We start from the raw sequence: 23,903 nt of genomic DNA on the forward strand, positions 1-23,903 counted from the left end.
TTACGGCTAAAAGTTCATTTTAAACGACTTCAAAGTAATTAAATCTTTAAAATTAATTTTTAAAAATACATTTTACTGAAATAACCCTCAAATATAAGTTATAAAAACTAAGAATGTAAATTTGATCAGTAAAAAATACTGAATCAAAAAATGAAAACAAACAACCTAGGTTATCCAAGAATTGGCAGCAATAGAGAGCTTAAAAAAGCATCTGAATTGTATTGGGCGGGAAAAATTTCTACAGACGAACTTATTGAAACCGGAAAAGATATTCGTCGCAGAAACTGGCATCTTCAATCGCAGGCTGGAGTCGATTTGATTCCGTCAAATGATTTTTCTTTTTATGACCAAGTTTTAGATTTAACGCTGACTTTGGGTGCAATTCCATCTCGTTATAGCGAAATTGCTAAAAACAACTCGGCTTTAGATTTATATTTTGCAATGGCAAGAGGATCTCAAAAAGAAGGTCAAGACGTTGTGGCAATGGAAATGACAAAATGGTTTGACACCAACTATCATTATATTGTTCCTGAGTTTACTAAAAATCAGAAATTTGAATTATTTTCTGAAAAAGTAATCGATGAATTTAAAGAAGCAAATGCTATCGGAATTAAAACAAAACCTGTTTTAATTGGACCAGTTTCTTATTTATTATTAGGTAAAGAAAAAGAAGAAGGTTTTAATAGAATTGATCTTATCGATGCTTTACTTCCTGTTTATTTCGAAATTTTAGAGAAATTAGAAGCAGAAAATGCCGAATATATTCAGCTTGACGAACCTTTCTTAGCTTTAAACCTAACAGATAAAGAAAGAAGTGTTTTCACGAAAGTGTACAACGAAATCAACAAAAAGTTCCCAAAACTTAAAGTTGTTTTAGCCAATTATTTTGATTGTTTTGGAGAAAATCTTGAAACTGCTTTGGCTTTGCCTGTTGATACTTTTCATTTAGATTTAGTTCGTTGTCCGCTTCAATTAAATGATATTTTAGAATCTGGAAAATTGGCTTCAAACGTAAACCTTTCTTTGGGAGTTATTGACGGAAGAAACATCTGGAAAAATGATTTCAAAAAATCTTTAGAATTAATCAAAAAAGCAACTGGCGCGTTAGGAACTGACAGAATTTTAATTGCTCCTTCTTGTTCATTAATCCACAGTCCTTGCGATTTAGATTTAGAAACAAACGATCAGACGCTAACTCCTGAAATCAAACAATGGCTGGCTTTTGCTAAACAAAAAATCAACGAAATTGTACTTTTAAAACAATTCGCTTCAAACGAAGTTGATCCAAAAGATTCTGTTGATTACGAAAGAAATGTCATTGCAAATGAAAACCGTAAAACTTCAAAATTGATTCATAATAATGAAGTTAAAACTCGTGTTGCAGGAATCACAGCTTCTGATGACCAACGAAAAAGTGCTTTTGCAACAAGAAGAAAAAGCCAGATTGAAGCTTTAAAATTGCCATTATTTCCAACCACAACAATTGGATCTTTCCCACAAACAGCCGAAGTGAGAAGCTGGAGAGCGAAATTCAAAAAAGGCGAATTAACAACCGAGGAATACAATAATTTAATCGAAAAAGAAACCGAAGCTACAATTCGTTTTCAAGAAGAAACGGGAATCGATGTTTTAGTTCATGGTGAGTTTGAGCGTAACGATATGGTGGAATATTTTGGTGAACAATTGGACGGATTTACGTTTACCAAAAATGGTTGGGTTCAAAGTTACGGAAGCCGTTGTGTGAAACCGCCAGTTATTTACGGAGACGTTTCTCGTCCAAATCCAATGACCGTAAAATGGTCGCAATATGCACAATCTTTAACCCCAAAATGGGTAAAAGGAATGCTGACAGGTCCTGTAACTATTTTGCAATGGTCATTTGTTCGTAACGATCAGCCACGTTCTGAAACTTGTACACAAATCGCTTTGGCAATTCGTGATGAAGTTGTTGATTTAGAAAAAGCAGGTATCAAAATCATTCAAATTGATGAACCAGCAATTCGTGAAGGTTTACCTTTGAGAAAAGAAGAATGGGCTAAATATCTAGATTGGGCAGTTCGTGCTTTCAGAATTTCTGCAAGTGGTGTAAACGATGACACTCAGATTCATACACATATGTGTTACAGCGAATTCAACGACATTATCCAAAATATCGCCGATATGGATGCCGATGTAATCACAATCGAATGCTCACGTTCTCAAATGGATCTTTTAGATGCTTTTGCCAACTTTAAATATCCAAACGAAATTGGTCCAGGAGTTTACGATATTCATTCTCCACGTGTTCCTTCGAGTGCAGAAATGGTTCGTTTACTAAAAAAAGCTTCAAATGTAATTCCAGTTGATCAATTGTGGGTAAATCCAGATTGCGGTTTAAAAACCCGCCATTGGGACGAAACTAAAAAAGCATTAATAGAAATGGTTGCAGCGGCTCAAGAAATGAGAGCTACGATTGAGAATCCTGTAACTTAATACCTTAAATAGTTTTTTTTATGCCAACAAATGAAGTCGAATATTAGTTATGATTCGGTTCGCTTTATTTTGTTGGCATTTTTTTTTATAAAATGAACTAAGTTTTTTTCTCATTTCACAAATAATAAAATCATAAAAATCTGTATTTTAGATACTTACAAATTAATGATTTTAATTTTATGTATTCAACAGCTCAATACACGAATTTTTTTATTAGTTATTTAGAAAACCAAATTATAGATAAAGAACCTAAAAATCTATACGATCCCATAGCATATATGATGTCATTGGGCGGAAAACGATTACGGCCAACGCTTATGCTGCTCACCACAGAAATTTTTGGAACAGACTATAAGATGGCATTACCAGCTGCTTTGGCAATTGAAGTTTTCCATAATTCTTCGTTAATCCATGATGATATTATAGATGAAGATCCTATTAGAAGAGGAAAAGCTACGGTACACAAAAAGTGGAATACTAACATTGCTATTCTTACCGGAGATGCTATGATTATTTTAACCTATCAATATCTGCTAAATTACGAACCAAATCTTGCCAAGGATTTGATCAAAGCAGTTAACAAAATGGGAATAAAAGTATGCGAAGGGCAGATTTTGGATGTTGATTTTGAAACCCGCCAAGATGTTACGGTTTCAGAATATCTGAAAATGATTAAGTACAAAACTGGTGCGCTTATAGCTGCATCGATGAAAATGGGCGCCATAATTGCCCAAACATCAGATGAAAATTGCGAGTTAATTTATGATTTTGGAATTAATATCGGATTAGCATTTCAGCTGCAAGATGATTACTTGGATCTTTTTGGTGATACTCCCACTTTTGGCAGGCGTTTAGGTGGCGATATTATTTCGAATAAAAAAACCTATTTATATTTTAAAGCTCTTGAAATTTTAACGGAAAGCGAAAAAGAACTCTTAACAAAACTGTACGCTGTTCGTCTTGAAGACAACACAGATAAAATCAAAACCATAACAACATTATTTCTGAAATCTGGAGTGCCTGAAGCAACACAGGATTCTATTAAGAAATATACATTTAAGGCTTCTAAAATTTTAGACAAAATCAATATTGAGGAAGATAAAAAAACGGTATTGCGAGATTTTGCTGAGAGTTTAATAGGAAGAAGAGTTTAATTGTTTTTGATTACAAAGAGGCATGAGAGCTAAAAAAACTAAGAACTCAAACTAATAGAAAAGCGCTCCAATTGGAGCGCTTTTCTATTTGCATAAAACTTAAAACTAGAAGTTTTTTGAAAGACCTACTGAAAACGACTGGCCGAAATTGAATTCAAATGTTTTCGTTCTATAACTGCTCCCAGTAGCATTATCAGTATCTAAAGACGTATAATTTAATCCGCCAATATTAAAATTCAAACCAAAACCTTTTGATATATCAATAAAAATTGCAGGAGTTATCCCCGCATAAAATCCGTTATTATCATTATAAGTTTGCCCCACCGCATCTGTAAACGTTTCTTTTCTGTTTTGGTAACCAATACCCAAATCTGCATATGCTGAAAAAATAGAACCTAAAGGTCTTGTATAACGTACAAATCCTCCAAAACCATAAACTTGATCCTTATATTTATTCCCTTCTAAAGAAGTTTGCTTAATATTTATAAAATTACTTTCAATACCTGCTGTCCAATTTTCGTGAAACTGATACCCGATTTTAGGCTGAATACCAAAGCCGTTTTGTTTATTTTCTAAATTAAAACCTGAATTCTTTTGAGAATAATATGAGACATTCCCCATAACTAAAACAGATCCTTTTTGAGCATTTGCATAGCTACATAAAGCTAATGCGAGAATAAGTAGCATTTTTTTCATAATTGTATATGTTTTAAATTTTGTAAGTATTTCGCAACAATAATGCCGTTGTTTTTTAATCAATTTAAACCATATTTGTAAAATACTGACTAACAATGCATTAAAAGAAAAGCCAAAATATATTTTAACATAATTCTTACAATAAACTAAAAAGCATCTGCTGTGGCAAATGCTTTCTACAATTGAATTTATAAAACTTAAGGTTAGAAGTTTTTAGAAATACCAATATTTACTGTTTTTCCGAAGTTGAAGTAAAATTGACTAGAATCAACATCGCCGCCACTAATATCATAGTTTAAGGTTTCATACCCTAATCCTCCAATACTAAAGTTTAGACCAAAGCCTTTTTTCATATTAATGAAAAGAGCTGGAGTTATTCCTGTATAAATACCTTTGCCTTCATTTGTAGAAGTAAGAGATCCACTCTCATAACTTTTAAACTTTTGGTTTTGATAACCAACACCTAAGTCTGCAAAAACGGAAAAAGTTTCACTTAACGGATATGTATAACGCACAAATCCCCCAATTTTATAATCTTTTGATTTTCCTTCACCCTCTCCAAGTGTACTTTTTGAAGATCCCAAAGCAAACTCAACTCCCGCTGTCCAATTATCATGAAATTGATAACCCACTTTCGGAGAAAAAGCAAACGCATCTGTTTTCGCTGGCGCATCTTCACGCTCAATTTTATTAGAGTTATAGCTAATGTTTCCACCAACTAAGATTGTTCCCTTTTGGGCATTCGCAAAGCCAAAAACTGACAATGCAAGAATAAGTAGCATTTTTTTCATAATGGTTTATAATTTAAAATTTGTAGGATATAACCAACAACGATGCCACCAAAAGGTCAATAATTATGGAAAGACCAAATATTTACAGTTACTTAATAGGTTCTAAACGCATTAACAACAAATAAGTGTTTTATTACAAAACCGCATTACAATAAATTTACATTGGACATAAAAAAAGCGCTCCATTTGGAGCGCTTTCTGAAATTGAATATAAAAACTTAGATTAGAAGTTTTTAGAGATTCCAATGTTAACAGTTTTTCCGAAGTTGAAGAAGAAAGAGTTAACGTCTGGTCCGTTATTGTCATAACTTAATGTTTCGTATCCTAAACCACCGATGCTGAAGTTTAATCCGAAACTGTTTTTCATGTTAATGAAAAGAGCTGGAGTAATACCAACATACATACCGTCTGCTTTATATTTTGCATAAGCATTTCCAGGACCGTAAACTTTTGTTTTTGCGTTTTGGAAACCTGCGCCCATATCAGCATAAACTGCGAAAGTTTGGCTCAATGGCACAGCGTAACGTGCAAATGCACCAAATTTGAAACCATTGTCTTTAGTTTCAACAGATCCAGTATTATCTTTAGCAGAGTTTACTGTAAATTCACCTCCAATAGTCCAGTTATCATTAAATTGGTAACCAACTTTAGGAGAGAAGCTAAATTCATTTGTTTTTACTTCTGATGAAGAGTAATCAGTAGTTTCAGAAGTGAATCCGATGTTTCCACCTACTAAGATTGTACCTTTTTGTGCGCTTGCAAAACTGCAGATAGCTAAAGCAGCTACCACTAACATTTTTTTCATTTGGGATTTATTTTTAAAATTTAAGTTTCCTTTAACAACAACAGTGCCGTGAATTAAGAACTTTATATTTTTTTTAAGAAATACTTTAGAAGGCAAAATGTAGCAATCGAGGGTATTTCTCGTTACTTTTGTAACAAATAAAAATTCTATGTCGATAGTAGTAAACAACATATCAAAAAGTTACGGAACACAAAAAGCATTAAATTCAATTTCGTTTTCAATTGAGAAAGGAGAAATTGTCGGATTTTTAGGGCCAAACGGAGCTGGAAAATCTACTTTAATGAAAATTTTGACCACATATTTATTGGCAGACGAAGGCTCAGCCCTTGTAAACAGCCACGATGTCATGACGGAGCCAAAATCTGTTCAGCGTTCGATCGGATATTTACCAGAGCATAATCCGTTGTATTTGGATTTGTATGTTCGTGAGTATTTGGCATTTAATGCCGATGTTTATAACGTGCCAAAATCAAGAATTGAAGAAGTAATTCAACTGACAGGACTGACACCAGAGAGCCATAAAAAGATCGGCCAGCTTTCTAAAGGATACCGTCAGCGTGTTGGTTTGGCAAATGCTTTACTTCACGATCCAGAAGTTTTAATTTTGGATGAGCCAACTACAGGTCTGGATCCTAATCAGTTAATGGAAATTCGTAATGTGATTAAAAATGCAGGAAAAAATAAAACTGTTTTTTTGTCCACACACATCATGCAAGAAGTTGAAGCAATTTGTGATCGTGTCATAATTATTGACAAAGGACAAATTGTTGCAGACAATAAATTAGACCATTTAGTTACGACAGATAAAGAGCAAGTCATTGAAGTTGAGTTTGATTATAAAGTAGAAGAACAGCTTTTAGCCAAACTAGAAAATATTTCTTCGTACGTAAATACTCATGACATGACATGGGAGCTCACTTTTGTGACTGACAAAGATATGCGTCCAGCTATTTTTGATTTTGCTAATGCCAATGGGTTAAAAACCCTTCAGCTGAATCAGAAAAATAAAAATCTTGAAGCTGTTTTTAGAGAAATTACGAAGTAAGTTTTCAGTCACAGTCACAGTTTCTCAGAGAAAAAGCGGTTTGTTTATAGAAAACAGGCCGCTTTTTTTTATTTTCTATTGCGTCCTTTTTCTCTCCAAATCAGTAAATTAAAGCTTTTTCTGAAAAATTAATTTCTATTTTTATTTAGACTTATTATAAATAATTATATCTTTGGCAAATCAAACTTTAAATGCCAAGGTATGTTACGTACACTCCACACTCTTAAAAAACTTATTTCAATTGTTTCAAATCAAGCATTAAATCTTCAAAAAGTATTTTCAGACAAATTAGAAAAAATTGTACTGCAATAATTTCTGATTTAAAAAACTACAAAGATTAAGTTCTAAATCTCGGTTTAGAATATGCCAAATTTAAAACAACATGAAAAATATTATAACTTCCATAATGCTTGCTTTTTCGGTATATGGATATTCTCAATCAGAAAAAGAAACCGATAGTATTGTTGAAACAACCATAACAGCTCTAGATGAAATCGTGATCTCTAAAAAGAAAGTGTTATATACTCAAAAATCTGACCGCCTTGTTTTCAATGTCGAAAATAGCATCGTCTCTGAAGGTGGTACCGCTCTTGATGTTTTATCACGCGCACCTGGCGTTGTGGTTTCGCAAGACGGCGATTTATCTATTCGCGGACAACAAGGCGTTGCTGTTATGATAAACGGAAAACTGACACAGCTTTCTCAGAAAGAATTAGCGAATTATTTAAAAGCTACTACTTCATCAAATATTAAACAAATAGAAGTTATTACAAATCCTTCATCTAAATATGACGCAGCTGGAAAAGCTGGTATTATTAATATTATTTTGAAAAAGCCAAATGCTTCTGGCTTAAAAGGAACTGCTTTTGCCAGTTATGGAAGAGGACGAAAAAACAGAACAAATTCTGGTTTCAATTTAAATTATAATAAAGATAAATGGGGCGTTTTCGGAAATTACAGTTATACTTTCCGTGGCGAAGAAGAACATAAAGAATTCAATCAAATTCAATATACCGATTTGACTCGTCAGCAAATTGCTTCGACCAATCATCAAACCTCTATTACAGATGAACCTTTAACTTCGAACAATTTCAAAATTGGAACTCAATATGAAGTTTCTCCTAAAACGAATTTAGAAATTTATGTTGATGCTAAAATCGGGCGCTATGAAAATATGGCTGATGGAACAAATACGGTTTTTAATACCTCAAACCAACCCACATTTGATGCTTTGACTTATAATGACAGCAAAGAAAAATGGAATGATTATACTTATGCATTTTCTGGTACACATAAATTTAATGAGGAAGGAAAAAATATGAATTTTGATTTTGAATACGAAACTTCAAAGTTTAGATCAAAGCAATTTCAAAGCGCAGATAATAACGCAAATTCTACGGTGGTAAATGATCGTCGTGGTTATATTCCGTCTCAGCTAAAAGTTTTTACAGGAAAAGTTGATTTTGTAAATCCGTTTAAGGAAAAACAATCTATGGAATGGGGTTTTAAAGCCAGCATCAAAAACAATGATAATCCTTCTGTTTATGAATATTATGAAAATAATGAATGGTTAATCGATTTTAATTCGACCAATCATTTTGAATATAACGAACAGATTTATGCCGCTTACGCGAATTATAAATATCAGTTAGAAAAACTGAATATTCAAGTTGGTTTAAGAAGTGAATATACGGCAATCAATATTGATCAGAAGACTTTGAATGAAGAACACAAGGACGATTATTTGAAATGGTTTCCGAGTCTTTCTTTAAAATATGAATTCACAAATAACCATTCTGCGCATGCTTCTTACAGCAAAAGAATCAATAGACCAAGTCAGTTCGATTTGAATCCGTTTCGTTTTTATGATGATTCATTCAATTATTCGCAGGGAAATCCAAATTTGATTCCAGAGATTACACACGCAATGGAAATTGGTTATGCTTGGAAAAGTAATTTTATGGCTTCTGTTTATTTTAATAGTACCAAAGATGTTTTCACGGAAGTGTACAATTATAATCCAGACACGAATACAACGGTTACAACTCAAATAAATGTTGACAAATCATATAATTATGGAATCAACATTACCAATTCATCAGAATTAAATAAATGGTGGTCTGTAAATACATTATTCAATGTTTTTGAAAATAAATTCATGGGAGATGTATTGAATAGCAATACGATTGATCCGATAATGACTTTAAATGTAAGTGTTCAAAATTCATTTACTATTACAGATACATGGAAAGCTGAAGGAAATGCACAATATCAATCAAAATCGAATCTTGGAGTTTACCAAAGAGATGGTTTCTTTGATTTCAGTATCGGAATTTCTAAACAAGTTTTAGCAAAAAAAGGAAACATCAAGTTGAATTTTACTGATGTTTTCAATACCAATAATTTCTACATTAAGTCTGTAGTTGCGCAAACGAGTATCGACAAAAGATATGATCTAGACAATCGTATTGCGACAATTGCATTTACATACCGAATTTAAATTTCGTTCTTTAAATACCTTGTTTTTGTTTTTTTTGTGTTAGTTAAGAGCCTGTTCCTTCAAACAGGCTCTTCTATATTTAGTCCATTTTAGATTGTAGATTGTAGATTTTAGATTTTAGATTGTGGATTTTAGATTTTAGATTGTGGATTTTAGATTGTGGATTTGAAATTTGTGGTGGGAGCACAAAAAAAGTCTTTCTAAAGCTTATACACTTTAAAAAGACTTTAAAAACTTAATTATTAAAACGTTTAGTTTTTCTTCGTTTTTTTCTTTCTTCCCCACCAAATATAAAATCCTGTAATTGGTAAACTAGCGCAGATTAAACTTGCTGTAAAATAGATAATTTTAGTTGTTAATCCGCCAATTGCTCCAACGTGAAGACTGTAATTAGAACGGCTCATCCAATCGTGAAATTTCTCGTCTCCTATATATTTTCTTGAATTTGGAAGCATTTCTAATGTTTTCTGATCGAAATACAAATCTCTCCAATTTCCGTTATGCATATCGGTACAAGCATAAAAATTCTCTTTTGGTTCGTCTGGAAAATGAATAATTACAGCTTCTTTATTTTCTTTTGCAATTTCCTTTCGAACTTTATCAAAAATAAAATCTGCAGAAGTTAACATATCATATTTAGATTTTGAAAGTGTATCTGGTTTAATTTCTGCAACAACTTCTTTCTTTTCCTTTTCATTGGTAAAACCTCCCGTTATCCAATACGTGCTTTCGCGTACCCAATGAAAACTCATAATTAAACCTGTCAACGCAATTAAAAACGCTAAAAGAAGCGTATAAAATCCTAAAACATTATGCACGTCATAATTTAATCTTTTGAAACGTGCATTCCATTTAATTTTAAAACTGCTGTTAATGGTAGTTTTGTTCCATTTTTTTGGAAACCAAAGAATGATTCCGCTGATTAATAGAAAAAAGAAAATCAAAGTTGCCCAAGAAGTTATAGTTGTTCCTAGTTCTTTGCCGAGCCATAAATAACGGTGACCTTCATCAATTTCATGGAAAAAATCTTCATGATCAACCATTCCGGTTATTTTTCCGTTATAAGGATTTACATAAATCAAAGAATCCGATTCGATATCGACTTTTATTGTTTTATCTAAACCATTATACCATATACCATGAATTTCTTTATTTGGCAGCGCATTTTTAACTGAGGCGTAAATTTTTGAAGGTGGTAAAACTTTGTCTTGACTTTGGGCTTCAACCTTTAACCAAGGCGAAGTCAGTTCTTTTATTTCATGTTCAAAAACTAAAATACAGCCCGTAATTCCCATTATAAAAACCACAATTCCAGACGCGAGTCCGAGCCATAAATGAAGCCAAGCATTTATTTTACTGAACCGTGATTTTTCTTTTGTTTTTGATGATTGTTTTTTGATAACATTCATTATTATTCCTAGTTTAATGACGCAATAAAACCATATAATCAGAGCTTTTACAGCAATGATTATATGGTCTTAATTATGTAAAAATTAAATTTTAACTTCTTATTGTTTCTTTGTCAATCTTGTCATTGCTGGCAAATCAACTCCACCTGTAATTAAAGCTCCTGCTGTTGCTACACCAGTTGCAATATCAATTTGGTAAACACGTCCTTCAGTATTCGTTACGAAGCTTTTGTAAATTTTACCGCTTTCAACTAAAGCACTTCCAAAACCGAAGTAGTTATCTCCAGCGTGATCAGGTAATCCTGTAACTGGCGTAATTGCTTTTGTACTAAGATCGATAATAGCAGATTTTAGGCTGAATGATTTATAGTTTAAGAATCCCCAGTTTGGTTGATCAGCATCGATATCTACAGGAATATAGTTTACTAAAACTTTTTCTCCTCCTGCTGGGTAAGCAGATAGAACTTTTCCTTTAAGAGAACTTGTTTCAATATCTAAGAAGTAGTTAGCATCAAATTCTGATTCTCCTTTTTTAATTTTAAGAATTCCTGAGTGAGAAGCAGTTGGTGTGTAACCACATAAAACTGAATTTGAAGAGAAAGTGTAAATATCTCCAGATTCTGTTTGAACCATACCTGAATTAGTATAATATTGTCCAATAGCTGTTGTACGAGAATCTTCAAGAGTTTTGATGTAAGTTAATGAAGGATATTCGTAAACTTTTACAACTGCTTTTTCTTGGTAAAGTTTCCAATCTTTGTCGCGTTCAAATGTAGATATAAAAAGTCTGTTTCCAGACACATTCACGCTAGTTGGCCATAAAAAGTGCCCATTAGAGATTACAAAATCATCATAAACACGTTTAGAAATAGTAACTGTCGCTGGATCGTAGATCAAAATTTCGTTTTGAGTAGAACTTGCATCCCAAGGAGAATTGATCATAACCAATTTATTATCATCTGTAGTACCATAAGCATAGCTATCTCCTGTAAACAAATTAGCAGTTTTTGCTAAATTACCATCAGTATTTAGGTAATATCCAACAGATCCTTCTGTGTTTCCTGTCAAAGCAAAAAATGTATTAGCTACAGGTACAAGAGCACCTGCTTGCTCAATTCCTTTTCCAACCATATTGATGGTTCCTGTCATCAATTCATCTACAGATTCGAATTGCCAAACATAAACATCCCAATCAGTTGTTTGGTATGAAAGTACATAAGTTTCATCGGCTGGATTTCTTACCTCTGAATTATCATTATCGCTGCTGCATGAAAAAAACATAGCTGATAATACTGTTAAAGCTAAAAGGCTTTTAATTCTTGTTATCATTGTATTCAATTTAAAATTATATAATTAGTTTAAAAAATATCTCAGTTTAACTATAAATGATCTTCCTGGTTTTTGTACTTTAAAATAATCGTAGACTTTAGTATCTGCAACGTTATTACACTCTAATCCAATATTATATTTCCCATTTTGAAAAGCATAAGACGCACCAATATTTTGTGTCAACTGTTCTGGAATCACATTTCTACTGCTTGGAGCTCCGTTTCTTGTTGATACTAAATAATACTCATCTACATAGTTTGTAAATAGGTTAATCATCAGATTGTCGTCGGTCGTTCTTATTTTTCTGAAATTAAAAGCAACACTTGCATTTGCATAAAAAATAGGAACATTTGCTAATTGAGAACCGTTATCGTAGTTAGGAACATTAGATCCTGGAGGATCAAATTTATTAGTGTCAATTGTTTTTTGATGTGTTGCGTTTACTTCAACTGTTAGCCAATTTTTATATCCGTAATGCAAAGAAGCGTCAAAACCTGTAACTCTTACATTGTATTCATTTTGATAAATAGCTTGAACACCGGTTGCATCAATTCTAATAAAATCTTTTGCATCTCTGTAAATGAAATTTCCTTGAACACCAAAAGAATGATTTTCGAAACCTTTTTTATAAGCAACACCAGCATTAAAGTTATCACTTGATTCAGGTTTCAAAGTTGGTGCTGGTTTTAGATTTAAACCATCACCCAACATCTCGTCTCCAGTAGGCAAACGATATGCATGTTCAAAAGAAGTTTTTAACTGTATATCACTTGTAACAAAATAAGCTAAGGCTGTTCCATAACCAATATCATCAAAAGAGCTTTTTAAGGATATATATACATTGCTACCATTAATATATTCTAAAACGTTCATTTCCGTATTCAAAAAGTATTTCTTTCCGAATGCTATAACAGATAATTTTCTGTCAAACGCTGCAAGATTATACGAGAGTCCTAAAATGTTTTTATTAATAATAGGAGAACCAGGCTTAGTAATAGTTCTAACTTCATCATCTTCTTTTCTTTTTAAAGTATTAACTGAATAATTGAAAGCAAAATATTGTCTTTCATTCAAATCGTACTTAAAATTGGTATTTGCTTGAAAAGAATTGTCATCATATACATAAATTGTTTTCTCGTCATTTAGCTCTCCTCCACTGTTACTTACCACACTTGGAGTACGGCTTCCATCCCATTGGTATCTGTAAGAAGATGTATCTACAGAACGGCTTTGAACAATATTATAAGATGCGATAAAGTTTACAGATAGATTTTTAGTGAATAAACTGTCTTTTTTAAATTTCAAAGAAGGAACAAAAGCTTTGCTATCATTAAAAGCTTCTCCAACTACTCTCTGCATTGTAGACCCAGTTTGTATCTCTTTTTTATTTGCAGAAGCCATCATACCTATTAATAAGTAATCTGCATATTTTTTCCCTTTTACACCAAACTCAGCTATAATAGCACCAGATTTGTAACCATCATGAAAATGTTTGTATTCGCGTTCAGGATTAAAAGTTCCATCTGGATTAGAGGTAGTAGCACTAACTTTATAGCTATTATCGGTATAATTACCAAAAGCATTAATATTAGACACAAAACCATTTTTACTTGTAAATCTTGTATTTACAGCAACTCTGTGTGTATTAAATGAACCAAAGCTGTAAGATGCATCAATATATCTTTTGACAGACTGATTTGTAATAATATTTACGGCTCCGCCCAAAGCATCGCTTCCTAACTCAACAGGCACAACACCTTTGTAAACTTCGATACGCTCTGCCATGTTTACAGGAATATTATTCAGTGTAAATGAAGATCCGTAGCTGTCAATTGGAATTCCGTCCATAAAGAACTTCACTTGATTTCCAGAAAATCCATTTAAAGAGAATTTAAAATCAGATCCCATTCCTCCTGTTTCTCTAACACGAACTCCTGTTGTTGTTGCTAAAACCTGATTTAAATCTGTAGATTGATTATACGTTTTCTTTAAATCAATTGCAGCAATATTAAAAGGCTGTTCACGAACGCGTTCTACTTTAGATTTTCCAACAACCTGAACTTCGTCCAAAGCTGCCATATCTTCCTCAATCGTAATACTTGGTGCTGTTTGGTTAGATTGTAAATTGATTTTTGTTTGTTTCGATTTGTAGCCTACGAAATTTACCACTAAAGTATAATTGCCGGGCTCGGCTGTAATTTCATATTCACCGTTTGCATTAGTCAATGCTGCGTAGTTTGTTCCTTTGAATGCTACAGAAACACCTTCTGTTGGCTGGCCGTTATCTGCGAAAATTACTCCGTTTAAAACTACCCTACTTTTTTGCGAAAAACCTTGAATTGAAGAAAGGAGAATCAACATCAAGATTACAATTCTTTTAATTTGCATTTTAAAAAATAAGTTTGGATTTTAATTGCCCCAAAAATAAATTCTAAAACATCTTTACGCAAGTTGTTTTTAATTATTCTAAATAAGTATTATTATTAACGATAAAAATTTGATATCTTCAAAAAAAGAAAGATTTCTTAAGATTAAATTAAGATTAGATTAAATTTTACTTAAAAATTACATTTAAAGATTCTAAATAAGGAAAAACATTTTATTAAAAAACTTACAAAAAAATCAAAAAAAAGTCCCGTTTCGGTTGAAAGCAGGACTTCGTTTATAAATATGTAAACCGCTCTATTAGAACTCTGAGACTACTTCTATCATTTCTTGGATTACAATTTTAACATCATTTTCTGTTGTTCTCCAATTCACAAAAGAAGCTCTAATTCCTTTTCTGTTTTCATAAAAAGTTGGCGTCATAAATACCTTTCCTCTATCATTAAGTTTAGTCAAAAATTGAGCAACTTTGTTTTGATTTTCATCTCCTTTTAACGTAAAACAAACATTATTTAAACGAATTGGAGCCAAAAGTTCGAAGTTTTCATCTTCAATAAGTGCATTCCCAAAATGAAGTGCCAGCGATGTACTTTTTTCAACAATGTCACAAAAACCTTCTTTACCATAAGCTGTCAGAGAAAACCAAACTGGCAAAGCTCTCAAACGACGCGAATTTTCTGGAAGCACATTTAAATAATTAAAATTCTCTAGCGGATTTCCTAAATAAGGTGCATTAGAATTCTGGAATGTTTCAATCTGAAGATTAATATGTTCTTTTTTAATTAAATAAAAAGCACTTTCATAAGGAACATTAAGCCATTTATGACAATCAATTGTGATACTGTCGGCTTCTTCCCATCCTTCTACCAAATGTTTGTATTTATCTGAAACCGCTGCAAAACCTCCAAAAGCAGCATCAATATGCCACCAGAAATTATATTTTTCTTTCAATTTTGTAATAGCTTCAAAATCATCAAAATCTGCAGTATTTACCGTTCCTGCACTCGAAATTAGAATAAATGGTTTTCCTTTTAATTTCTTAATATTTTCTTCTAAATCAGCAATATCTATAGCCTCTCGATTGCCTTCTATTGTTTTGACAGTGGTGTAATTCTGACTCCCAATTCCTAACATTGATAATGCTTTTATTGAAGAAGAATGAGGAGTTGCTGTTAATATATTAATGGTTTCTGAAATTCCGTTTTTAGCAAAATCTTTTCCAAGCTGTTTTCCAAACCATTGTCTTGCAACACCTAAACAAGTAAAATTTGACATTGTTGCGCCAGTAACAAAACCACCTAAAAAGGTATCGGGCAATCCTAACAATTGCAATAATAAATGAATGGTTTCAAATTCTATTAAAGCCGAATTTCCGCCTTGAGAAGTCGTAGCCTGTGTGTTTTGATCGTAAACAGAAGCTAGCCAATCACCCGCGATAGATGCCGGTGTCGAACCACCAGTTACAAATCCCCAATAACGCGGTCCTGGCGAAGAAACCAATAAAGGCTCTAATCTTTTTTTAAATTCTTCTAAAGCTCCTAGCGAACCTAATCCAAGTTTGTTTAATTCCTTTTTAGGATCAATGGAATAATTATTTGTAGTTGGAATATTTTCGAGATTATTTAAAAAATTAATTCCGTGTTGTTTTGTGGTATGCAGGATATTTTCAAAATCGTTTAGATCGTGCTGTAGTATCGAATTCATTTTTCTATAATTAGATAAATTTTTCATCTAAATTAAGGAATAATTGTTTTTCCATTTATCGCTAAATAAAACTTTTTAGCGTTTTAAAGTGAAGTGTCCTTTGTAAATTTTTCCGTTAGCTCTCTTTACCACAAACCAATAATCGGTTGCTGGTAATTCTCTTCCGTTCAATTTTCCGTCCCAATTGGTATAAGCGTTCAATTCCTTTATGAATTTGCCATATCTATCAAATATTTTAGTATTGATTTCAGGTTCTGTTTCTGAGAATTTTATTCCCCAAGTATCATTGTAACCGTCTTCATTTGGAGTAAAGAACTTTGGATAATTCAACAGAAAAACTTCCTGATTTACAGTTCCGCAGCCATTTTTATCTCGCACATATACAATATAATCACCAGTCGCTAATCCTGAAAAAACATTACTGTCTTGATAAGTATTTCCGTCAATCGAATATTCATAATCACCTAGACTTGCATCTGTTAATTCGACTTCAATAACATTATCCGTATCTGTCCAATCTTTCACAGCAAGGTTCTGAATAGTAGCACTATTGGAAAGTTTAACCTGAAAATCTTTTGTAGAGGAGCAAATAACATCTCCATGATTTTGTGTAACTGTAACCGAATAAGCTCCAGCTTCTGTAATTGTAATTGATTCTGTAGAAGCTCCAGTTGACCATAAATAGCTATCAAAACCAGAACCTGCATTAACCTCAACGTCTTTATTTTGGCATAACGAAACAATGTCTGAAATTGAAATCACAGGAACATTTACTAAAGTTAGATTCAATTCGGCAATTTGATAACACTTATCATTAGAATCAATTCGAACATAAATTAAAGTTGTGCCCGCTGATAAATTATAATTTGTAGCATCAGTAATTTGATTTGCTGCAATTTGATCTTCTGCTGCAGTTAATGTCGTATAATAAGTGAACGTACAAGAACTACATCCTGCAATTCGACTATTATAATTGGTGAGATCAATGATTTCTGATCCATCATTTAATTCGTCACAAACATTCGCCGAAACATTATTAAATAATAAAGAAGGGGCAACTATGGAAACCGAAACTGCCAGACGGCTTACACTTTCACAGCCATTAATAGTCTGAGAAGCATAATAAGTTGCCCCATTTATTAAACTTGTTGTAGATGATAAAATCGTTCCATTTGATGCATTATCGTACCAAACCACATTGGTTCCTGTTGCTGTCAGGTTTGCTATTGCAGGCTTTTGAGTGGTACAAAAATCTTGTTGCACATCACCTGTTGGTGCAGGAGTACTTTGAATAGTAATAACTACTGGAATTCTTTCGCTTTCGCAAACAGCAATTGTTTGTGAGGCGTAATATGTTTTACTTTCTAAAAGGGTAGAATTCGGTAACAGATTCCCATTTGCTGGAGCATCATACCATTTAATATTTTGCCCAGTCACACTCACATCATTCAATGTTGCATTTTGCTGCACACAAAAAAGCTGCGGACTTACAGCTGTAACCAGAGGTTCTTGATTAACGTACGCTTTTATTTCAACTTCATTTGGCACCAAAGAAATACAACCTAAATTGTTTTTTATAAAGACTTTATAATTTCCTGGAACCAAATTACTTTTTGAATTTGAAACTTGCCATGTTACTCCGTTATCAAAACTATAAGCTGTTGCAGCATCAGAAATTGTAATTGTTCCTGTTGCTGATATACAATCTGGCTGTACAACCGAAACTGTCGGAGTTGGCGGATAGCCCGGCGGAACTAAAATAGAAACTGAAACCGCTGTAGTTTCACAGTTAGAACTATTTCTAGTTTTGATCCAATAATCTCCAGCTTCTAATCCTGACTTTATATTACTCGTTGACCAAGTTACGCCATTATCAAAACTATATTCGTAATCACTGCTTGTTATTGTAATTGTTCCCAAAGGATTCGAACAGATAACAGGTTGAATAACCGAAAAAGTTGGAGTAGCGCTAGATGAAGCGACAGAGTTTATATGTGCAATTACAGGAGTTGAGGCACAGCCTGTATTTAATTTTGAAGTAACATTATAATCACCTCCTGCAAGTCCAGAAAATATTCCCGAAACTTGATAATTTGTTCCATCAATACTATAAGTTGTATTGGCAGTTGTGGTAATAGTAATAGTTCCAGTTGGCACATCGCATGTTGGCTGCAGTATCGTGAAAGTTGGGGCAGTAGAACTTTCATTGACTTTAAAGCTAATCATATTCGACACGACCCTACAAGTAGCCGATGAAATATTACTGCTTTGTGCTACCGCCATGCGATATAAATAAGTGCCTGCTGTAGAATTAGGTACAAAAGTATAGGTTAGCGCATTTGCACCAGAAATATCGCTCCAAGTTGTTCCATTATCACTGCTAACCTGCCACTGGTACGCAGGATTTGAATATCCTGAAGAAACCGTTCCTGTAAGTGTATAACTTTGCGTATCTCCCTGACAAATCGTTAGATTTGTATTGGTATTATTTTGTATTGCCGAAGTAACTGTTGGACCACAAGCGCGAAAAGTAATATCATCTAAAGCAATATCATTTCCAGGAGCAGCACCAGCTTTATTATTTCGCATTCTAATGACAACCGTCGAAATTCCAGTTGGAGTTGTAAAATAGAAACCATATTGTTTCCAAACTGCACTTGAATTAAGTGCAATGTCTCCTGTATTATAAGTCCCTAATATGGTTCCAGTTGTAGATTCTATTGTAAAAGTAATGTTAGGCGGACTTGTATCGTTTGATCGCAATAAGTTCATAATCCACGCTGCGAACTCGTACGTAGTATCTGGACAAAGACCTGTTACCGTATTTTTATAAAAGTAATCTGTTGTAGAAAGACTCGCATTTACAACCATCATATAACCTCCACCTGTATGATCTGTAGTAGTCCACCAAGTTCCTGGTGTGTTGGTTGTTTTTTCTATTGTATAAGAACCATCATTCGGAAAATCTGCTGTTGTCCAAGTATAACTTGTAATACCTGTTCCTAATGCCGTTCCGTGCGAAGAAGTGCCTGTTCCAAAATCAATTTTGACAACAGCATCGCCTAAACTTCCTGTGCACAACTGAGCGTGCACATGGAAGCAGACAATAAATAAAAATACAACAAAAATAGTTTTACCTTTCAAAACAAATTAATTACTCAGTAAAACTACTGTTTAATAAGCCATTACATTAATGTTTTAGACTAATCAACAGAAAATCTCGATATATATAAAATTATTATCTACCAGTCATTTTAAAGCTCTTTTTGAACGAATGTTACCATTTCGTTTTTTCAGAGAATCTAGAAACCACCATAGAAGCAATCACATCGCCATTGGCATTTAATAAAGTCGCAATCGGGTCAACTAAAGTTCCTAAAATCATGGCAACGGGTAAAGCTTGTTCCATTGGAAAACCATAAACCGTAATAGCCAAAACTTCTCCAATGTAACCACCATTCGGAATTCCGCCTTCTACTATAGAAACAATTATGGTAATTCCTAATGCTAAAAGAATAGTTGAAGGTTCTGTGAAGTCTTTTCCAAACATGGCAAACAGAAAAGTAATTTTTAGGATGGATGACATACTTGAACCGTCTTTATGCAAAGGCGCACCAAGCGGAATTACCAAATTTCGAACATGGGCTGGAATTCCCATTTTTTGTGCTGCATCCAAATTGGCTGGAATTGTTGCAATACTGCTGCAAGTTCCAACTGCGGTTAAAGAAGGCGTAATGTTATTACTCCAAAAAACTTTAAAAGCTCGTTTTCCGCCAGCAATGAAAGCATATAAACTGAAAAATGTAAAGAAATAGAAAACACAAGCTGCATAATAAACGCCCAAAGGTTTTGCGTAAACACCAAATAATTGTGGACCAAAAACACCAACTTGATATGCGAAATAAGCTCCTAAACCAATTGGTGCAAATTTCATAATGATATTCAGCAATTGCTTCATGACTTCATTTCCTGAATTTAGAAAACTTTTAAAAGCGCTTCCTTTTTCTCCAGATTGTAAAGTGGCAAAACCAATTAAAAATGAAAATATAATCAATGCCAGCATGCTTTTTCTGGATAATAATTCGAAGAAGTCATTTGTTGTAACCAATTGTGCAATCTGATCGCCGACAGATCCTGACTGAATGCTTTCAACTGGAACTTTAGAAATAATCATATCCTGATGAATCGGAAAAAGATAAACTGCAAAAATCATTACGATTGCAGAAATCAAAAGTGTTGATAGAAAAACCATCAGCATTATACCAAATAACTTGCCTAATTTTTCTGTTTGTTCCAAATTTGCAATCGAAGAACCAATTGTAAAGAAGATCAACGGGATAATTGCTGTGAAAAGTAAGTTCAAGAAAATATCTCCCAATGGCTTTATAACCTCAACTTTTTCTTTGAAAATTAAACCAAAAATACTTCCGACTATAATTCCGCCAAGAAGCAAAAGGATACTGCTATAACTTTGTAGAAAATTAATTTTTTTGATTTCCATTTATTTATAAAAAAGCATTAGAGACTTGAATTAAAATTAAATAAAAAAAGAGTATTAAAACTAATACTCTTCCTTTTATTATTTTTCCAGAACAATTGTTGTAAAAGCCCTGTCGACCAATTCTCCAGTTTTGCTTTTTACTTTTTCGGTCTGCGTTTCGTTGTAAACAATTTTAAAAGCAGTTTTCTCAATTAATTTCTGAGCTTTTTCAGTACTGTAAAGTTCAAATTCAAATGGAGTAAATGGCAATGTTTTCATGAAATCTTCTTCGGCAAATGTCAAACAGAAATTCCCATTTGGTTTTAAAACCCTATAAATTTCCAGAAGTAATTCTTCAGGTCTCTGCCAAAAATAAATCGTATTTACGGTAAATATTTTATCGAATAATCCATCTTCAAACGGAATTGTATTTCCATCATAAAGCGAAAAGAAAGCCTGTTTTTGAGAAACAAAATTTCTGTTGATCTGGCGTGCTTCCTGAAACATCAGTTCCGACATTTCCAGTCCGTAGTATTTTAGTTTTTCCGCTTGTTCAAACAAAAATTCAACATGACCAGCGTTTCCGTGGCCTAGTTCCAGAATTCTATTTTCGTTTGCTATATTTAGATTCTGAATCGAATGCTTGGTCATATTGATGTTCGTTTCGTTCATCATATTCCCCATTTCAATTCCTTTTTCTCCCGATGGATGTTTTAATTGAGAGGCTATGGCTTGTAGTTCTTCTCGTTTCATAATGGATATGTTTAAATTCCAATTAAAAAAATACCAAATTTCAAAAAGCTAGAATTTTCTTCTCATTTCTGCAAATAAAAATTTAGTTTCTCACTGATTGCTCAATTGCATTATATGGTTTGCTGCCAAGAATGGATTCTATAGAATTACTGATTTTTTCTAAGTTATTTTGTTTGTTATTAGTCATTAAAATGATTGTCGAGGAAAAATTACTGATTAATAAAGCTTGATAATTAAAGGCTGCCCCATCGTGGACGTGATTTATTACTTTATTGTTTTCAATATTTCCGCCTCCAAGACCAGTTTGGTTATCTTTAGAAAAAGGCTCAAAAAGTTCACGTGTCGATTCTGGAGTAATAATTTTAAATGTATTGATGGCTTCAGACCATTTGTAAAAATCCTGCAGGTTTAAAGCTGTCCAGCCAGAAATGTTGTATTTAAGAATATCCTCTTTACCTTTATTATTAAACGATTTTGCAAAAAGCATCTCTTTTTCATCAGGATCTACAACAGCATTTTTTATCCCGATAGGCTTTAATATTTTCTTTATTACAAATGAATTAAAATTCATATTGGTAATTTTTTCAATAATACGTCTTTGCAAAAACACGTTATTATTATTATAATCATACTTCGTCCCTGGTTCAAAATCCAAAACCAAGGTATTTTGCAGATTTAGCATATTATCTGAATCCTGATTGACTTCGCTCCATTTTATTTGAGGAAGTCCGCTTGTATATTGAAGCAGGTGGATAATTTTAATTGTATTTGCCCAAGATGGAAGCTCGGGTAGAAATTTAGAAATCGGGTCATCTAGTTTCAATTTTCCCTGCTCTTTCAGCATCATAATTCCAACAGCATTAAACTCTTTTGCGATAGAACCTATGTGAAAACGGTATTCTTTATTTAGTGGTATGGTGCTGCTCGCGTTAGCCTGTCCAAAAGCTTTTTCGTAGATTATTTTTCCATCTTTAGCAACTAAAACATTTCCATTAAAAGTTTTTGCTTTTAGCGCTTTTTGAAATAACGTATCGAGGTTTGTTTCAATATTACCACTCTGACCGTAAAAATGGCCACAGGTTATAAATGCAATTGCAAAGATTGTAATTTTAGTTTTATTAATAATCGTATTCATTTTGTGAATTTTGATAAATATAGGAAAATTACAGCTTTAACTATTCTAATATAGCAGATATGTGGATTTTTGTCATTTTGAAGGAGAAATCTTCGTAAGAAGCTCCGCAACGAGAATCAAATATTTGTCGAATTTCTAGCGAAGATTTCTCCTTGGTCGAAATGACAAACTAGAATGCAACAACTTTGTCAAAGTTTTAAACTTTGACAAAGTTCCTCGCAAAAACCTTAAAAAACCTTACTAGCAATCTGGCGAATATTCTCAGATTTACCCATTGAATAATAGTGCAAAAACGGAACTCCTGCGGCTTTTAATTCTAATGACTGCTGAATCGCCCATTCAATTCCGACTTGTTTGATATCAGCATTGTTTTTGCATTTGTCTACTGCGTCGATTAAATCTTCTGGTAAATCGATTCTGAAGATTTGTGGCAAAACTTGCAAATGTCTTTGAACGGCAATTGGTTTAATTCCAGGAATAATTGGGATTGTGATTCCCATTTCTCTTGCTTTTTCTACAAAGGCAAAATATTTTGAGTTGTCAAAAAACATTTGTGTTACCACATAATCAGCTCCCGCATCTACCTTTTCTTTTAATCTTTTCAAATCTGATTGTAAAGAAGGAGATTCTAAGTGTTTTTCTGGATAGCCTGCAACTCCAATACAGAAATCAGCTTTGTTATCAGCATCGATTACTTCGTGCAGATATTGTCCACAGTTTAAGTCTTTAATTTGACGAACCAAATCAATTGCGTAATGGTTACCGCCAGCTTTTGGCACAAAAGATTGTTCGTCTTTCATTGCATCGCCACGAAGCGCCATTACATTGTTGATTCCTAAATAATGACAATCAACCAGCATGTATTCGGTTTCTTCTTTGGTAAAACCACCGCAAAGCAAATGCGGCACCGTATCAACATTATATTTGTGTTTTATAGAAGCGCAAATTCCAAGCGTTCCTGGACGCATACGAGTCAATTTTTTATCCAAAAGTCCGTTACCGCGGTCAATGTAAATGTACTCCTCACGAGAAGTCGTCACATCAATAAACGGCGGATTAAACTCCATTAACGGATCGATATTATCGTACAACTCCTGAATACTTTTCCCCTTTTGAGGCGGAATAATTTCAAATGAGAATAATGTTTTTCCTTTGGCGTTTTCTATATGTTCTGTTACTTTCATTATTTTTTAGTTGATAGTTTTTGGTTGATGGTTGATGGCTCTTATTGAACTCAACAATTAC

At 33.2% G+C, this 23,903-nt stretch carries 16 protein-coding genes; 4 read left to right on the forward strand and 12 right to left on the reverse strand.

Going from position 1 to position 23,903, the window contains the following annotated elements; all coding sequences use genetic code 11:
* Positions 1 to 150: 150 nt before the first annotated feature.
* Together metE and DM444_RS15400 are read left to right on the forward strand one after the other, a co-directional pair.
* Positions 151 to 2,472, forward strand: coding sequence for a 5-methyltetrahydropteroyltriglutamate--homocysteine S-methyltransferase (gene metE / locus DM444_RS15395; protein WP_111288204.1), 2,322 nt, complete (start codon positions 151 to 153; stop codon positions 2,470 to 2,472).
* Between the two features lie 179 nt (positions 2,473 to 2,651).
* On the forward strand, positions 2,652 to 3,626 hold the full coding sequence (locus tag DM444_RS15400; RefSeq protein ID WP_111288206.1) for a polyprenyl synthetase family protein: 975 nt from the start codon (positions 2,652 to 2,654) through the stop codon (positions 3,624 to 3,626).
* A gap of 105 nt (positions 3,627 to 3,731) precedes the next feature.
* On the opposite strand, the gene DM444_RS15405 is transcribed toward DM444_RS15400, so the two are convergent.
* The 3 genes from DM444_RS15405 to DM444_RS15415 all read right to left on the reverse strand — a co-directional run bounded on the left by DM444_RS15405 (position 3,732) and on the right by DM444_RS15415 (position 5,918).
* Positions 3,732 to 4,322, reverse strand: a complete 591-nt coding sequence (locus DM444_RS15405; RefSeq protein ID WP_111288208.1) for an outer membrane beta-barrel protein — start codon at positions 4,320 to 4,322, stop codon at positions 3,732 to 3,734.
* 203 nt (positions 4,323 to 4,525) lie between these two features.
* Complete coding sequence (locus DM444_RS15410; protein ID WP_111288210.1) at positions 4,526 to 5,113, reverse strand: outer membrane beta-barrel protein; 588 nt, start codon at positions 5,111 to 5,113, stop codon at positions 4,526 to 4,528.
* A gap of 223 nt (positions 5,114 to 5,336) precedes the next feature.
* Positions 5,337 to 5,918, reverse strand: coding sequence for an outer membrane beta-barrel protein (locus DM444_RS15415; RefSeq protein ID WP_111288530.1), 582 nt, complete (start codon positions 5,916 to 5,918; stop codon positions 5,337 to 5,339).
* A gap of 148 nt (positions 5,919 to 6,066) precedes the next feature.
* Here DM444_RS15415 and gldA point away from each other — a divergent pair, with 148 nt between their 5' ends.
* Positions 6,067 to 6,963, forward strand: a complete 897-nt coding sequence (gene gldA, locus DM444_RS15420) for a gliding motility-associated ABC transporter ATP-binding subunit GldA (protein ID WP_111288212.1) — start codon at positions 6,067 to 6,069, stop codon at positions 6,961 to 6,963.
* A gap of 382 nt (positions 6,964 to 7,345) precedes the next feature.
* Positions 7,346 to 9,463 carry an outer membrane beta-barrel family protein gene (locus DM444_RS15425; RefSeq protein ID WP_111288214.1) on the forward strand — a complete coding sequence of 706 codons (2,118 nt, stop codon included), beginning with the start codon at positions 7,346 to 7,348 and terminating at the stop codon, positions 9,461 to 9,463.
* Positions 9,464 to 9,714: 251 nt separating this feature from the next.
* Here the strand turns inward: DM444_RS15425 and DM444_RS15430 are convergent, their stop codons facing one another.
* From DM444_RS15430 to metF, 9 genes are all read right to left on the reverse strand, one after another.
* Positions 9,715 to 10,872 carry a PepSY-associated TM helix domain-containing protein gene (locus DM444_RS15430; RefSeq protein ID WP_111288216.1) on the reverse strand — a complete coding sequence of 386 codons (1,158 nt, stop codon included), beginning with the start codon at positions 10,870 to 10,872 and terminating at the stop codon, positions 9,715 to 9,717.
* Positions 10,873 to 10,971: 99 nt separating this feature from the next.
* Positions 10,972 to 12,201 (reverse strand): DUF4374 domain-containing protein, encoded by a 1,230-nt coding sequence (locus DM444_RS15435; protein WP_111288218.1) that lies wholly within the window; start codon positions 12,199 to 12,201, stop codon positions 10,972 to 10,974.
* A 24-nt stretch (positions 12,202 to 12,225) separates the two neighbouring features.
* Complete coding sequence (locus DM444_RS15440) at positions 12,226 to 14,589, reverse strand: TonB-dependent receptor (protein ID WP_111288220.1); 2,364 nt, start codon at positions 14,587 to 14,589, stop codon at positions 12,226 to 12,228.
* 297 nt (positions 14,590 to 14,886) lie between these two features.
* Positions 14,887 to 16,290, reverse strand: a complete 1,404-nt coding sequence (locus tag DM444_RS15445; protein ID WP_111288532.1) for a pyridoxal phosphate-dependent decarboxylase family protein — start codon at positions 16,288 to 16,290, stop codon at positions 14,887 to 14,889.
* A 75-nt stretch (positions 16,291 to 16,365) separates the two neighbouring features.
* On the reverse strand, positions 16,366 to 19,434 hold the full coding sequence (locus tag DM444_RS15450; RefSeq protein WP_162614983.1) for a T9SS type B sorting domain-containing protein: 3,069 nt from the start codon (positions 19,432 to 19,434) through the stop codon (positions 16,366 to 16,368).
* A gap of 133 nt (positions 19,435 to 19,567) precedes the next feature.
* A complete protein-coding gene (locus DM444_RS15455; protein ID WP_111288224.1) occupies positions 19,568 to 20,791 on the reverse strand; it encodes a dicarboxylate/amino acid:cation symporter in 1,224 nt (407 codons plus the stop codon).
* A gap of 78 nt (positions 20,792 to 20,869) precedes the next feature.
* Complete coding sequence (locus DM444_RS15460; RefSeq protein WP_111288225.1) at positions 20,870 to 21,523, reverse strand: class I SAM-dependent methyltransferase; 654 nt, start codon at positions 21,521 to 21,523, stop codon at positions 20,870 to 20,872.
* Positions 21,524 to 21,605: 82 nt separating this feature from the next.
* Positions 21,606 to 22,658: a serine hydrolase domain-containing protein gene (locus tag DM444_RS15465; protein WP_111288227.1), complete on the reverse strand. Its 1,053-nt coding sequence runs from the start codon at positions 22,656 to 22,658 to the stop codon at positions 21,606 to 21,608.
* 227 nt (positions 22,659 to 22,885) lie between these two features.
* The gene (metF, locus tag DM444_RS15470; protein WP_111288229.1) at positions 22,886 to 23,842 is read right to left on the reverse strand and encodes a methylenetetrahydrofolate reductase [NAD(P)H]; all 957 of its coding nucleotides are present in this window, start codon (positions 23,840 to 23,842) and stop codon (positions 22,886 to 22,888) included.
* Between the last annotated feature and the right edge of the window lie 61 nt (positions 23,843 to 23,903).

Source organism: Flavobacterium ginsenosidimutans (assembly GCF_003254625.1).
Lineage (GTDB): Bacteria > Bacteroidota > Bacteroidia > Flavobacteriales > Flavobacteriaceae > Flavobacterium > Flavobacterium ginsenosidimutans.

Bases quoted from the DNA above. Each gene is read 5' to 3' on its own strand.
- DM444_RS15405 (WP_111288208.1), bottom strand. From the start codon at position 4,322: ATGAAAAAAATGCTACTTATTCTCGCATTAGCTTTATGTAGCTATGCA.
- metE (WP_111288204.1), top strand. From the start codon at position 151: ATGAAAACAAACAACCTAGGTTATCCAAGAATTGGCAGCAATAGAGAG.
- DM444_RS15455 (WP_111288224.1), bottom strand. From the start codon at position 20,791: ATGGAAATCAAAAAAATTAATTTTCTACAAAGTTATAGCAGTATCCTT.
- DM444_RS15425 (WP_111288214.1), top strand. From the start codon at position 7,346: ATGAAAAATATTATAACTTCCATAATGCTTGCTTTTTCGGTATATGGA.
- DM444_RS15400 (WP_111288206.1), top strand. From the start codon at position 2,652: ATGTATTCAACAGCTCAATACACGAATTTTTTTATTAGTTATTTAGAA.
- DM444_RS15465 (WP_111288227.1), bottom strand. From the start codon at position 22,658: ATGAATACGATTATTAATAAAACTAAAATTACAATCTTTGCAATTGCA.
- metF (WP_111288229.1), bottom strand. From the start codon at position 23,842: ATGAAAGTAACAGAACATATAGAAAACGCCAAAGGAAAAACATTATTC.
- DM444_RS15460 (WP_111288225.1), bottom strand. From the start codon at position 21,523: ATGAAACGAGAAGAACTACAAGCCATAGCCTCTCAATTAAAACATCCA.
- DM444_RS15410 (WP_111288210.1), bottom strand. From the start codon at position 5,113: ATGAAAAAAATGCTACTTATTCTTGCATTGTCAGTTTTTGGCTTTGCG.
- gldA (WP_111288212.1), top strand. From the start codon at position 6,067: ATGTCGATAGTAGTAAACAACATATCAAAAAGTTACGGAACACAAAAA.
- DM444_RS15445 (WP_111288532.1), bottom strand. From the start codon at position 16,290: ATGAATTCGATACTACAGCACGATCTAAACGATTTTGAAAATATCCTG.
- DM444_RS15435 (WP_111288218.1), bottom strand. From the start codon at position 12,201: ATGATAACAAGAATTAAAAGCCTTTTAGCTTTAACAGTATTATCAGCT.
- DM444_RS15440 (WP_111288220.1), bottom strand. From the start codon at position 14,589: ATGCAAATTAAAAGAATTGTAATCTTGATGTTGATTCTCCTTTCTTCA.
- DM444_RS15415 (WP_111288530.1), bottom strand. From the start codon at position 5,918: ATGAAAAAAATGTTAGTGGTAGCTGCTTTAGCTATCTGCAGTTTTGCA.
- DM444_RS15430 (WP_111288216.1), bottom strand. From the start codon at position 10,872: ATGAATGTTATCAAAAAACAATCATCAAAAACAAAAGAAAAATCACGG.